The 12,134-nt window shown below is 59.2% G+C and carries 13 protein-coding genes; 7 read left to right on the forward strand and 6 right to left on the reverse strand.

Annotated features, from left to right (window positions below; all coding sequences use genetic code 11):
- Positions 1–84: 84 nt before the first annotated feature.
- Together DHN55_RS04555 and mutM are read right to left on the reverse strand one after the other, a co-directional pair.
- A complete protein-coding gene (locus DHN55_RS04555; protein WP_108880179.1) occupies positions 85–858 on the reverse strand; it encodes an enoyl-CoA hydratase in 774 nt (257 codons plus the stop codon).
- Positions 859–919: 61 nt separating this feature from the next.
- On the reverse strand, positions 920–1,813 hold the full coding sequence (gene mutM / locus DHN55_RS04560; RefSeq protein WP_108880180.1) for a bifunctional DNA-formamidopyrimidine glycosylase/DNA-(apurinic or apyrimidinic site) lyase: 894 nt from the start codon (positions 1,811–1,813) through the stop codon (positions 920–922).
- A gap of 101 nt (positions 1,814–1,914) precedes the next feature.
- Between mutM and ubiE the strand changes: the two genes are divergently transcribed.
- From ubiE to DHN55_RS04585, 5 genes are read left to right on the forward strand one after another with little or no spacing between them, the layout of a single operon-like run.
- A complete protein-coding gene (gene ubiE, locus DHN55_RS04565) occupies positions 1,915–2,691 on the forward strand; it encodes a bifunctional demethylmenaquinone methyltransferase/2-methoxy-6-polyprenyl-1,4-benzoquinol methylase UbiE (RefSeq protein WP_108881701.1) in 777 nt (258 codons plus the stop codon).
- A gap of 11 nt (positions 2,692–2,702) precedes the next feature.
- Positions 2,703–4,280 (forward strand): 2-polyprenylphenol 6-hydroxylase, encoded by a 1,578-nt coding sequence (ubiB, locus tag DHN55_RS04570; RefSeq protein WP_108880181.1) that lies wholly within the window; start codon positions 2,703–2,705, stop codon positions 4,278–4,280.
- A 14-nt stretch (positions 4,281–4,294) separates the two neighbouring features.
- Positions 4,295–5,542 carry a bifunctional phosphopantothenoylcysteine decarboxylase/phosphopantothenate--cysteine ligase CoaBC gene (gene coaBC / locus DHN55_RS04575; protein WP_108880182.1) on the forward strand — a complete coding sequence of 416 codons (1,248 nt, stop codon included), beginning with the start codon at positions 4,295–4,297 and terminating at the stop codon, positions 5,540–5,542.
- On the forward strand, positions 5,539–6,000 hold the full coding sequence (gene dut / locus DHN55_RS04580) for a dUTP diphosphatase (protein ID WP_108880183.1): 462 nt from the start codon (positions 5,539–5,541) through the stop codon (positions 5,998–6,000). Before coaBC ends, dut begins: the two co-directional genes overlap by 4 nt.
- Before the next feature lie 2 nt (positions 6,001–6,002).
- On the forward strand, positions 6,003–6,812 hold the full coding sequence (locus DHN55_RS04585) for a molybdopterin-synthase adenylyltransferase MoeB (protein WP_108880184.1): 810 nt from the start codon (positions 6,003–6,005) through the stop codon (positions 6,810–6,812).
- Between the two features lie 34 nt (positions 6,813–6,846).
- Here the strand turns inward: DHN55_RS04585 and fabI are convergent, their stop codons facing one another.
- The 3 genes from fabI to fabA all read right to left on the reverse strand — a co-directional run bounded on the left by fabI (position 6,847) and on the right by fabA (position 9,528).
- Positions 6,847–7,662, reverse strand: coding sequence for an enoyl-ACP reductase FabI (gene fabI, locus DHN55_RS04590; RefSeq protein WP_337659919.1), 816 nt, complete (start codon positions 7,660–7,662; stop codon positions 6,847–6,849).
- 86 nt (positions 7,663–7,748) lie between these two features.
- Complete coding sequence (gene fabB / locus DHN55_RS04595) at positions 7,749–8,966, reverse strand: beta-ketoacyl-ACP synthase I (protein WP_108880185.1); 1,218 nt, start codon at positions 8,964–8,966, stop codon at positions 7,749–7,751.
- Between the two features lie 43 nt (positions 8,967–9,009).
- Positions 9,010–9,528, reverse strand: coding sequence for a 3-hydroxyacyl-[acyl-carrier-protein] dehydratase FabA (gene fabA, locus DHN55_RS04600; protein WP_108880186.1), 519 nt, complete (start codon positions 9,526–9,528; stop codon positions 9,010–9,012).
- 255 nt (positions 9,529–9,783) lie between these two features.
- Between fabA and irrA the strand changes: the two genes are divergently transcribed.
- Positions 9,784–10,179 carry an iron response transcriptional regulator IrrA gene (irrA, locus tag DHN55_RS04605; RefSeq protein ID WP_337659920.1) on the forward strand — a complete coding sequence of 132 codons (396 nt, stop codon included), beginning with the start codon at positions 9,784–9,786 and terminating at the stop codon, positions 10,177–10,179.
- A 27-nt stretch (positions 10,180–10,206) separates the two neighbouring features.
- Here the strand turns inward: irrA and DHN55_RS04610 are convergent, their stop codons facing one another.
- The gene (locus DHN55_RS04610) at positions 10,207–10,782 is read right to left on the reverse strand and encodes an SH3 domain-containing protein (protein ID WP_337659921.1); all 576 of its coding nucleotides are present in this window, start codon (positions 10,780–10,782) and stop codon (positions 10,207–10,209) included.
- 317 nt (positions 10,783–11,099) lie between these two features.
- Between DHN55_RS04610 and DHN55_RS04615 the strand changes: the two genes are divergently transcribed.
- Positions 11,100–12,089: an NAD(P)-dependent oxidoreductase gene (locus DHN55_RS04615; RefSeq protein WP_108880188.1), complete on the forward strand. Its 990-nt coding sequence runs from the start codon at positions 11,100–11,102 to the stop codon at positions 12,087–12,089.
- Positions 12,090–12,134 lie beyond the last annotated feature (45 nt).

The following is a 12,134-nucleotide window of genomic DNA, read 5'->3' on the forward strand; positions in this document are numbered from 1 at the left end:
GCTGAGATGAGCGGTTTCTTATAGTAAGTCTGATGCGGCGTCAACAAACACCTCTCGTATGCCGGCACCGCGCCTGCACATCATTTACGAATTCGAGAATTTCGGCTTTCTCTTGTCCGCAAAGGCCGCCATGCCTTCCTTCTGGTCATCGGTGGCAAACATGGAGTGAAACACGCGGCGTTCGAAGCGCACGCCCTCGGCAAGGGTCGTTTCATATGCGCGGTTCACGGTTTCCTTGGTCATCATTGCGATGGGCATGGACTTGGCCGCGATAACCGCCGCCGTCCTGACGGCTTCGTCGATCAGATCAGCAGCGGGCACAATCCGCGAGACCAGGCCTGAACGCTCGGCTTCCTCGGCATCCATCATGCGTCCGGTGAGGCACATTTCCATGGCCTTGGACTTGCCGACAAACCGGGTCAGGCGCTGGGTGCCGCCAGCGCCGGGCATGGCGCCGAGATTGATTTCGGGCTGGCCGAACTTTGCCGTATCCGCGGCCAGGATGAAATCGCACATCATTGCCATTTCACACCCACCGCCCAGCGCATAGCCCGCCACTGCGGCGATGACCGGTTTGCGGCACCTGGACACTTTTTCCCACTTGCCGATGAAATCACCCAGATAGACGTCCATGTAGGACTGCGACTGCATCTCCTTGATATCCGCGCCGGCGGCAAACGCCTTTTCGGAGCCGGTGATCACAATGGCTCCGATGGCGCCGTCTGCCTCAAATGCATCCAGCGCCTCATTGAGCTCGTCAATCAATGCACTGTTCAGCGCATTGAGCGCATCCGGCCGGTTCAACGTAATCAGGCCGACGGCATCACGGGTTTCTACGGATATACTGGAGTAGGTCATCGGGTACTCTCCCTGCAGGACGGGTCAACGAATTATTCTGGGGCAATAAACAGCAAACCGTTCAGCGCTGGCAAGTGGGGCAATAGAAACTGGACCGGCCCGACTGGACAATTCGCTTGATCCGTGACGTGCAGCCTTGTGTCCGGCATGCCTCGCCTTCGCGGTCATAAACGTCAAACCGTTGCTGAAATTCACCTGACCCGCCATCGGTGTGGGCGTAGTCACGCAGTGTCGATCCGCCAGCCTCGATCGCTTCGGCGATGATGGCGCGGACGCTATGCACCAGCGGCTCGACCAGAGGCGAAGCGCCGCGTTTGCGGACAATGGTTCCTGACAGGCGTTTTGGCGACAGCCGCGCCCGGTACAAGGCCTCGCATACATAAATATTGCCAAGCCCGGCAATGATCCGCTGGTCCAGCAGGGCCGCCTTCAACGGGGACCTGCGTCCGGCAAGGGCGCCGGCCAGGAAATCGGCGTGCAGCTCATTGCCGAGCGGTTCGACACCGAGACCGGCAAGAAACCGGTTGGTGTCGGCACCGCCTGGTTCGATCAGGTCAACGAACCCGAAGCGGCGCGGGTCCGTGTAGACGACCCGGGCGCCGTCATCGAGATCGACCACCACATGATCATGCGGTCCGTCACCGGCATGCCCTGCCTGCTCGAGATAGTAGAACTCTCCGAGGTTGCGGGCTGCGCCATCCGGCGGCCACACGGTAAACCTGCCGGTCATACCCAGATGAACCAGTACTGTGTGCCCGCTTTCCAGCTCGATGAGGATGTATTTGGCGCGCCGCCTGAGCGCGATTACGCGCTTGCCAGACACAATTTCCGCCAGACCGGCGGGGAATGGAAACCTGAGATCTGGCCGGTTCAGCCTGACGGTTTTCACCCGCCTGTCCACCAGTGCAGGCTCAAGCCCTCGTCGTACGGTTTCCACTTCCGGCAGTTCAGGCATTTTTGTCTTCCCGCAGCCGCAAATATCGATGCGGCATGTTCACCTTGTTGGGGCACAACTGATAGCCATGATTGGCAAGCTGGTCTATGGTCGCGACCACAATGAACGATACAGAAAAAACAAAACCTGCGGACGAAACTTCGTTCGGATTCCGAACCGTTGCAGAAGCAGACCGTCAGGGCCTGGTCAACGAGGTGTTTGGCAAGGTTGCAGCCCGCTATGACCAGATGAACGACCTGATGTCAGGCGGTTTGCACCGGCTGTGGAAAGACGACTTCATCGCGCTGCTGAACCCGCCGAAATCCGACCGCCCGTTCAAGGTTCTGGATGTCGCCGGCGGCACCGGAGATATTGCATTTCGTATTGCCCGCGCGGGCGGCGGTGGCACGGAAGTCACCGTTGCCGACATATCTCCGGAGATGGTCGGCGAAGGTGCCCGGCGGGCGCCGGGCGAATTGCACGGCGGCAAGTGCCGGTTCAGTGTGGGCAATGCGGAAACCCTGGCATTTCCGGACAACACCTTTGACGCCTACACGATCGCCTTCGGCATTCGCAATGTCACCCATATCGACCGGGCTCTCGCGCAAGCCTACCGGGTCCTGAAGCCCGGCGGGCGTTTTCTGTGCCTGGAATTCTCGCATGTGGATGTTCCCGGCATGGAACAGGTTTATGAAGCCTATTCCATGACCGTCATTCCCGCCGTCGGCAAGGTAGTGACAGGTGATGGCGATCCGTACCGGTACCTGGTCGAAAGCATCCAGAAGTTTCCCGCGCCGCAGGTGTTTGAACACATGATTGGCGAGGCCGGCTTCGTGCGCACCAGTCACCGGATGCTGACAGGCGGTATTGTTGCCATCCATTCCGGCTGGAAGGTCTAGGCACACATCGCATGTTCAATAAATTACGACACCTGTTCAAGCTTGCCCGCGCCGGCCGCACCATTGCCCGCCATGGCGGGCTCGATGCCGCCCTGGATGACGACAATGTGCCATCGGCCGCGAAATCCGTTCTCAGGCTTTTAGGCGCCGGCAAGTCAAGCCGGGAACAACGCTCCGGCCTGGCCGAAGCCCTGAACGAACTGGGGCCAAGCTACATCAAGCTTGGGCAGTTCCTGGCCACCCGGCCGGATATGATCGGCAGCGAACGGGCAGGTGCACTGCGGCAACTGCAGGACCGCATGAAGCCGTTCGACATGAACGAGGCGCGTGAAGCCATTCAGGCCGGCCTGGGCAGACCGGCGGGTGAAATCTTCCAGCCGCTGTCCGATCCGGTTGCGGCCGCCTCGATTGCGCAGGTTCACAAGGCCCAGGTCATCGACGAGGCCGGAAACAGGCGGGACGTGGCGGTCAAGGTGCTGCGACCCGGTGTCGAGGCGAGGTTCCGGGACGACCTGGAGACATTCTTTACCGCAGCCAGGTTGGCCGAGCGGTTTTCCGCAGAAGCCCGCAGGCTGAACTTCGTAAAGGCCGTGGCAACGCTGGAACGCTCGGTCGAACTTGAAATGGACCTGCGCCTGGAGGCAGCGGCCATGTCCGAGATGGCCGAAAACACCCGCGATGATCCCGGCTTCCGGGTGCCTGAAATCTTCTGGCAGCAAACCTCGCGCAGGATACTGACAAGCGAATGGATTGACGGTATCGCACTGACCGATGACAAGGCGCTGGCCGCGTCAGGGCTCGATCTGCCGGGGCTCGGGGACACGGTCATCCAGTCGTTTCTGCGCCACGCGATGCGTGACGGGTTCTTCCATGCCGACATGCATCAGGGCAATCTGTTCATCGACGCCCGGAACGACCTGGTGGCGGTCGATTTCGGCATTATGGGCCGCCTGAGCATGAAGGACCGCCGGTTTCTTGCCGAAATTCTGTGGGGTTTCATCAAGCGCGACTACAAGCGCATCGCGACGGTTCATTTTGAGGCCGGTTATGTGCCTGCCGGTCAGGATGTAGACCTGTTCGCACAGGCCCTGCGCGCCATCGGCGAACCGATCATGGGCCGCAACTCAACCGACATTTCCATGGCCCGGCTGCTGACCCAGCTGTTCGAGGTCACCGGCCAGTTCAATATGGAAACCCAGCCGCAGCTCATTCTCCTGCAGAAAACCATGGTTGTGGTGGAAGGAGTTGCGCGCAGTTTCAACCCCAAGCTCAATATGTGGGTGACGGCGGAACCGGTGGTCGCGGAATGGATGGAGCAGAAACTCGGCGCGCAGGGCAGGCTTGAAGATGCCGCGGAAGGCGCTGCGACCCTGGGCAGGCTGGCGGCATCCTTCCCGGAAGTGCTCAGCGAGCTGGGACAGGCATCTGCACTGGTATCTTCAATGGCGCAGTCCGGCGGCATCCGGCTGGACAGTGACACGACGGAAGCAATCGCGGCAGCGCAGGCGCGTCATTCCGCCTCCAATCGGGGCGCGTTATGGGTAGGTGCCGTTGCGCTGGTGGTACTCGCTGTATCGCTGGCCCTGTAGTAAGGTTTGAGACCATGAGTGAGCAAAAGCGCATATTGCTGATTATCGGGGGCGGCATCGCCGCCTACAAGACGCTTGAACTGATCCGGCTGTGCAAGAAGGCAGGCGTGGCGGTTACCCCGATTCTGACCCGTGGCGGCGAACAGTTCGTAACGCCGCTTTCGGTCGGCGGACTGGCCGGTGAGAAAGCCTACACGAACCTGTTCGACCTGACCGATGAAGCGGAAATGGGGCACATTCAATTGTCGCGGGTTGCCGACCTTGTGGTAGTGGCGCCGGCAACGGCTGACCTGATGGCAAAGATGGCCTCCGGCCAGGCCGATGATCTGGCAACCACAGCGCTGCTGGCAACCGACAAGCCGGTCCTGATGGCGCCCGCCATGAATGTGCGCATGTGGCAGCATCCCGCAACCCGGCGCAATCTGGAAACCCTGAAAAGCGACGGCGTGCTGGTGTGCGGGCCCGAAGAAGGCGACATGGCATGCGGCGAGTATGGACCGGGCCGGATGAGCGAAGCCGCAGATATCTTTTCGGCCATCGAAAAATTTTACGGCGGCCAAGGTCTGCCGGCACAAACCAGGCCCGATGTGTGCAAAACCGGTCCATTGGCCGGACGCAAGGTGCTGATCACCGCAGGGCCCACGCACGAACCGATCGATCCGGTGCGCTACATCGCCAACAGGTCGTCCGGAAAGCAGGGCTATGCGCTGGCCGAGGCGGCCATTGCGCTGGGCGCCGAGGTCGCACTGGTATCAGGTCCTGTCGGCCTGCCGATTCCGCAAGGCGTTGAGCTGATCAACGTCGAAACCGCGCGCGACATGCTGAAAGCAGTGCAGGGCGAATTGCCTTGCGACATGGCCATTTTCTGTGCCGCGGTGGCTGACTGGCGAACCGAGGACAATGCACAGCAGAAGATGAAGAAGGACGGCAGCGGCAAGCCGCCCGCTTTGAAGCTGGCGGAAAACCCGGACATCCTGAAATCGGTCGGCCACCTGAAGAACCACCGCCCGGCACTGGTGGTCGGTTTTGCCGCGGAAACCGAAAACGTGGTTGACAATGCGCGCAAGAAACTCACCGCCAAGAATGCGGATATCATTGTGGCCAACGACGTCAGCGACGAAGGCGGCGTCATGGGGGGACGCGACAACACCGTGCACCTGGTCGGACCGGACAAGGTCGAAGACTGGGATAAAATGTCCAAACGCGATGTGGCCGTGCGTCTCATGGACCACTTTACGGCCATGCTCGCAGAAAACACATGACGCCGGCCCCGGAAGTACGGCTGAGCTGGCTGCCCCATGGCGAGGGACTGGAAGCGCCTGCCTATGAAACCGCACAGGCGGCTGGAATGGATATTCGTGCAGCTGTGCCGGCTGACGATCCGGTTGTGCTTGAAGCTGGCGCCCGGGCTCTGATCGAGACCGGTTTTGCAATGGCGTTGCCGCCTGGTTTCGAAGCACAGATACGACCCCGGTCCGGGCTTGCCATCAAGCAGGGCATTACCTGCCTCAACACTCCCGGCACCATCGATGCCGACTACCGTGGTGAGATCAAGGTGATCCTGATCAATCTCGGCGATGCCCCTTTCACCATCAATCGCGGTGAACGTATCGCCCAGATGGTGATTGCACCGGTGGTCCAGGCAACCATCACACAGGTCGATGTGCTGGATGCCACCGGCAGGGGTTCAGGCGGCTTCGGTTCAACAGGGAAAAGCTGATCATGGCGCTAAGCGATGATGAAATCGAAAGGTATGCCCGGCACATTGTGCTACGTGAACTGGGCGGGCCGGGCCAGCAAAAGCTGAAAGCGGCAAAAGTGCTGGTGGTCGGTGCCGGCGGCCTGGGCGCGCCGGTGCTGTTGTACCTGGCAGGCGCCGGTGTCGGCACCATCGGCGTGGTGGATGACGACATCGTCAGCCTGTCCAACCTGCAGCGGCAGATTATTCACACCACAAAAGCAGCGGCTGAGAAAACCGCGAAGACCGACAGCGCGGCCGCCCGGATCAATGACCTCAATCCCAATGTGTCGGTCGTCACGCATCAGACGCGGCTTGATGCCTCCAATGCGCTCGATATCATTTCAGACTATGACATTGTTGCCGACGGCTGTGATAATTTCGTCACCCGGTTTCTGGTGTCAGATGCCTGTTATCTGCTGGGCAAAACGCTGGTGTCCGCCGCCGTCGGCCAGTTTGATGCACAACTTTCCACGTTCAAGCCCCACCTTGAGCAGGCAGACGGCACCCCGTATCCCAGCTACCGGTGCCTGCACACCGACATCCCGCCCGACGGCATGGTGCCGTCATGTGAGGAGGCAGGTATCATTGGGGCGCTGACCGGTGTCATCGGCTCCATGCAGGCCATGGAAGTGATCAAGGAAATTTCGGAAATAGGTGACAGCCTGGCCGGGCGCATGGTGATGTACGATGCGCTGTCCGCGCGTTTCATGGTCACAAGACTGAGCTGGAACCCGGACAACCCGCTCAATGGCCGCCATCCGGCCATCACTGACCTGTCAGCTTACCAGTAGGGTGAACCGGGCCCGGTTGGCAGTGTAAACGTGCCTATTCCGATCCCGCGGCCAGGTCTTCCGGACGGGGTGTGGAGATAATGTTGTAGCCTGAATCCACAAAATGCACTTCGCCGGTGACCCCGCCGGACAGGGGCGACAGCAGGTACAGGCCGGCACCGCCGACCTCCTCCAGGCTGACGGGACGGCGCAACGGCGAATGCTGGCGCTGGAAAGAGAACATGGCGCGCGCGTCTGCGATGCCGGCGCCGGCCAGGGTGCGCATGGGCCCTGCGGAAATGGCATTCACCCTTATGCCCCTTGGTCCATAGTCTGCCGCCAGGTACCGCACCGAAGCTTCCAGCGCCGCCTTGGCCACGCCCATGACATTGTAATTCGGCATCACCCGGGTGGCACCACCATAGGTCAATGTCAGCATGGAGCCGCCATCATTCATCATGGCGGCCGCTCGCCGGGCAATCTCGGTGAACGAGAAACACGAGATCACCATGGTGCGTGAAAAGTTCTCCCGGGTTGTATCGGCATAAAGCCCGCTCAGTTCGTTCTTGTCGGAATAGGCAATGGCGTGCACCACAAAATCCAGAGAGCCCCATTCTGCCTGGAGCGTATCGAAGACGGCAGCAACCGTTGCGGGGTCTTCGACATCACACGGCATCACCAGCGACGAACCTGCCTTTTCAGCCAGGGGCGCCACGCGCTTGCCGAAGGCATCGCCCTGATAGGTAAACGCCAGCTCTGCGCCGTGCTCGCGCAATGACCTGGCAATGCCCCATGCAATTGAGTGATCGTTCGCCACTCCCATGATCAGGCCGCGGCGGCCCTTCATCAGATCGCTTTTAACTTCAATCATTGTCGTTCCTGAAATCATCCCTGCCACGGCACCGCAGCCCGGTTTGGGTCCGGACTGGCCGCACGTAATTACAACTGGGAAAGTGCTTAACCGTTATAGCGCTGGAAAACCAGAGTGCCGTTGGTGCCGCCGAAGCCGAAGCTGTTGGACAGCACGACATCCAGGTTCGCATTGTCGCGGCGTTCGCGAACAACCGGAATGTCGGCAAACTCCGGATCCAGTTCCTCGATGTTGGCGCTTTCGCAAATGAACCCGTTCTGCATCATCAGGATCGAGTAGATCGCTTCCTGTACGCCGGCAGCGCCGAGTGAGTGCCCGGTGAGGGATTTTGTCGCTGAAATCGGCGGAATATCATTGCCGAACACTTCGCGTATGGCTTCTATTTCCCGCAAGTCGCCAATCGGTGTCGATGTGGCATGGGGATTGATGTAGTCGATTTTCTCATTGACCGTGGACATGGCCAGCTTCATGCAGCGTGCCGCGCCTTCACCGGATGGCTGCACCATGTCGATACCATCGGACGTGGCACCATAGCCGACAAGCTCGCAGTAAATTTTCGCACCGCGCGCCTTGGCGTGTTCCAGTTCTTCCAGGACTACCGTGCCTCCGCCACCGGCGATGATGAAACCGTCACGGTCCTTGTCATAGGCGCGTGAGGCCTTTGCAGGTGTGTCGTTGAAGTGGGAGGACATGGCGCCCATGGCGTCGAACAGCACGGACAAGGTCCAGTCAAGTTCCTCGCCGCCGCCGGCAAACATCACGTCCTGCTTGCCCCATTGAATGAGTTCAGCGGCATTGCCGATGCAGTGTGTGGACGTCGCACAGGCTGACGAGATCGAGTAGTTGACACCCCTGATGCCGAACGGAACGGCAAGCGTCGCGGAATTGGTCGACGACATGGCGGCAGGCACCGCAAACGGGCCGACGCGCTTGGGGCTTTTTTCGCGCGTGGTATCTGCCGATGCAACGATTGTACGGGTCGACGGCCCGCCTGAGCCCATGATCAGGCCGGTGCGCTCGTTCTTCACGTCACTTTCTTCAAGCCCTGCATCGGTGATTGCCTGCTGCATGGCGATCCAGTTCCAGGCGGCACCATCGCCCATGAAACGACGCACCCGGCGGTCAATGGAACTGTCAAGGTCGATGGTGGGCGCACCGTGCACCTGACACCGAAAGCCCAGCTTCGTGTAATCTTCCGCGCTGACAATTCCCGGCTTTGCCTCGCGCAGGGATGCATTAACTTCCTGAGCATTGCTGCCGATACTCGATACGATACCGATACCGGTGACTACCACACGTCTCATGCTGCCCTATTCGCCTTTCATCGTCCGCCTTGTCACAAAAGGACTAAGCTGGTTTCTCATCCACAAAAGTCCCGACCCGCATACCGGTCGTGGTGTAGATAACCTCTCCATCAGCCTTCAACACACCGTTTGCAATGGCCATGTTCAGCTTGCGCAATATGAGCCGCTGCACATCCACAACATATTCGACCTTCTTGACTTCCGGCGTCACCATTGCGGTGAACTTGACCTCGCCGACACCCAGTGCCCGGCCACGTCCCGGCGCACCCATCCAGCCCAGGAAAAATCCAGTCAACTGCCACAAGGCATCCAGCCCCAGACATCCCGGCATCACGGGATCCCCCTGAAAATGGCACGGGAAAAACCACAGGTCCGGCCTGACATCAAGTTCAGCCACGATCTGGCCCTTGCCGGCAGACCCGCCATCCTCGGAAATGGACGTAATTCGGTCGAACATCAGCATTGGCGGCAGCGGCAATTGTGCGTTGCCAGGACCGAAAAGCTCGCCTCTGCCACAAGCCAGCAATTCCTCGTAGCCAAAATGCCCTTTACGTTCGCTCATCGCCCTCAAACCCTGATTTTGTCATGCAGGCAAACAAGCTGCACTGCCCCTGTTACTGTTGTTTTCGTAACATATCGAAACATTCTGTGAAAGCACTAACCAAACATGTTGCCTGCCCAGCGACCTTGCGTCACTGCCTGCACCGGCATGATTGCAAGCAGGACTGGTTAAGGCTATATAGGGGCTTGATCCTGTTTTTTCATGGCCGGTGGCCATTTGGTTATGTGAAGTAGTGTGATGATGAATTCCCAGAGCATGGAACAGAAACTGCGCGACGCCGGAATGCGGCCGACGCGCCAGCGCATGTCGCTTGGAAGTCTTCTGTTCGGCAGCGGAGACCGGCATATCACGGCTGAGCAGCTTCATGTCGAAACCGTGCAGGCCGGTATCGCGGTGTCACTCGCCACGATCTACAACACGCTCAATCAGTTCACCGAAGCCGGGTTGCTGCGTGAAGTGGCGGTTGAGGGTCACAAGTCCTATTTTGATACCAACACGTCCAACCACTGCCATTATTACCTGGAAGACGAGGGTCGCCTGATAGACATTGACGACGACCAGCTCACAGTCGACGGACTGCCGCAGCCGCCTGAAGGCATGCGGATCGGCCGGATCGATATCATTGTGCGTCTTGAAAAGGACAAGGGCTGAGCAACAGCTCCGCCGCCCGCTTACCGGTCACTTGCTGTAGACTTCACCTGGATAGACGCCGAAAAGCGTTTCCTGTGAAACGTAGCCTTCGTAACCGCCGAATGCAGTGTAGCACCACTTGCCGTCACAGGTTTTCAATTCACCCAGCGCGCCGGAACCGATCCGTGCCACCAGGTCACCGGATGCAGAAGCGCTGGCCAGAAGCCGCATGACCTTGTCCTTGGACCACGGTGCTGCAATCACGGTGCGCCTGCCGACCAGCAGGGAATGATAGACCCAGCCTTCGGCACCTTCACTGTCGCGGATGCGGCGCCAGTGATCAAACTCGGCAATGATTTCCACCGGCAGGCTTTTTCGGGTGAATACCCAGGCTACACCATGCTCGTTGGAAGGTCCCCGGCGCACATTCACCCGTTCCGACTTGAGGCTGACAAACCTGGGCAGCGGCAGTCCCGTCTGGGTTTTCACCAACGGTCCGGCAGCACCCTTGTTGTCCTGGGCAGCCTTGGCAGCCTTGGCGGAACTCAGTGTCGCCGGATTCTGACTTTCGGTAAATGCATAAACAATGCCGCCGGCAACGGCAAAAGCCAGTGCAGCGAACAATAGCCGTCCTATGCTCAAACGTCCCAAAGTCTTTACCCAACCCTGGCAGAAAGCCTGCTCAAAACCACAGGATCAGGATGATTTCCGGCTGTCATAACCAAAAAGCAAAAACCTGATCGCATCTAACCCGTCAGAGCAACTTTACAGATTCTCGTGAACCCATGGTGCCCTAATATGCGCCGAAACGCCGATTGCATCAACCAGCACAGTTTACATGGGGGCTCACGCACCATAAACAAGAATGGATTAATGATTTGCAAGGGCCGGCAAACCGACCGTTAAAGCCCAGCATTACGATTTCGCCAGGAGTTGCCCCCATGCCAACGCGCAAACCAACCGTAATTGTCACCCGCAGACTGCCGGATGTCGTTGAAACACGCATGCGCGAACTGTTCGCAACGACACTGAATGAAACCGATGCGCCGATGAGCCAGAGCGATTTGGTGGAAGCAGTGAAGACTGCTGAAGTGCTGGTGCCCACGGTAACCGACAGGATAGACAAGTCGGTCATCATGCAGGCCGGAGACCAGTTGAAGCTGATCGCAAACTTCGGCACCGGCGTTGACAATATCGACGTGGAGACGGCAACCAATCGCGGTATCACCGTCACCAACACACCGGGTGTCCTGACCGAGGATACCGCAGACATGACACTTGCATTGATTCTGGCGGTTTCCCGGCGGGTCATCGAGGGTGCCGATGCAATCGGCAATGAAGAGGTTTGGCAGGGCTGGTCACCGACCTGGATGCTGGGTCGGCGGATTTACGGAAAACGTCTTGGCATCATCGGCATGGGCCGCATCGGACAGGCCGTAGCACGGCGCGCCAAGGCATTCGGGCTACAGATACATTACCATAACCGCAAACCGGTTCACGCTTCCATTGAAGAGGAACTGGAAGCTACCTACTGGGAAAGCCTCGACCAGATGCTGGCCCGCATGGATATCATTTCGGTGAACTGCCCGCACACGCCGGGCACCTATCACCTGCTGTCGGCACGGCGCATGCAGCTGCTCAAGCCGACGGCCATCATCGTCAATACCGCACGCGGTGAAGTGATTGACGAAAACGCCATGGCCCGGATGCTGGAAAAGGATGAACTCGCCGGCGTCGGCCTTGATGTGTTTGAGCACGAACCGGCTGTAAATCCGCGCCTGCTGAAGAACCCGAAGGCGGTTTTGATGCCTCACATGGGGTCTGCGACCATAGAAGGCCGTGTTGACATGGGCGAAAAGGTCATCATCAACATCAAGACATTTGTTGACGGTCACAAACCGCCGGACCGGGTCGTGCCGGCCATGCTCTGACCTGCGCATGCCCGTATCGCGCGAAACCGCACACGCGTTTGCGCG

The sequence above is a fragment of the Anderseniella sp. Alg231-50 genome, assembly GCF_900149695.1.
Lineage (GTDB): Bacteria > Pseudomonadota > Alphaproteobacteria > Rhizobiales > Aestuariivirgaceae > Anderseniella.

Coding starts and splice junctions, on each gene's coding strand:
- dut (WP_108880183.1), top strand. CDS start 5,539: ATGACGCCGGCCCCGGAAGTACGGCTGAGCTGGCTGCCCCATGGCGAG.
- mutM (WP_108880180.1), bottom strand. CDS start 1,813: ATGCCTGAACTGCCGGAAGTGGAAACCGTACGACGAGGGCTTGAGCCT.
- DHN55_RS04585 (WP_108880184.1), top strand. CDS start 6,003: ATGGCGCTAAGCGATGATGAAATCGAAAGGTATGCCCGGCACATTGTG.
- DHN55_RS04615 (WP_108880188.1), top strand. CDS start 11,100: ATGCCAACGCGCAAACCAACCGTAATTGTCACCCGCAGACTGCCGGAT.
- fabA (WP_108880186.1), bottom strand. CDS start 9,528: ATGAGCGAACGTAAAGGGCATTTTGGCTACGAGGAATTGCTGGCTTGT.
- ubiB (WP_108880181.1), top strand. CDS start 2,703: ATGTTCAATAAATTACGACACCTGTTCAAGCTTGCCCGCGCCGGCCGC.
- DHN55_RS04555 (WP_108880179.1), bottom strand. CDS start 858: ATGACCTACTCCAGTATATCCGTAGAAACCCGTGATGCCGTCGGCCTG.
- irrA (WP_337659920.1), top strand. CDS start 9,784: ATGGAACAGAAACTGCGCGACGCCGGAATGCGGCCGACGCGCCAGCGC.
- fabI (WP_337659919.1), bottom strand. CDS start 7,662: ATGATTGAAGTTAAAAGCGATCTGATGAAGGGCCGCCGCGGCCTGATC.
- ubiE (WP_108881701.1), top strand. CDS start 1,915: ATGAACGATACAGAAAAAACAAAACCTGCGGACGAAACTTCGTTCGGA.
- fabB (WP_108880185.1), bottom strand. CDS start 8,966: ATGAGACGTGTGGTAGTCACCGGTATCGGTATCGTATCGAGTATCGGC.
- coaBC (WP_108880182.1), top strand. CDS start 4,295: ATGAGTGAGCAAAAGCGCATATTGCTGATTATCGGGGGCGGCATCGCC.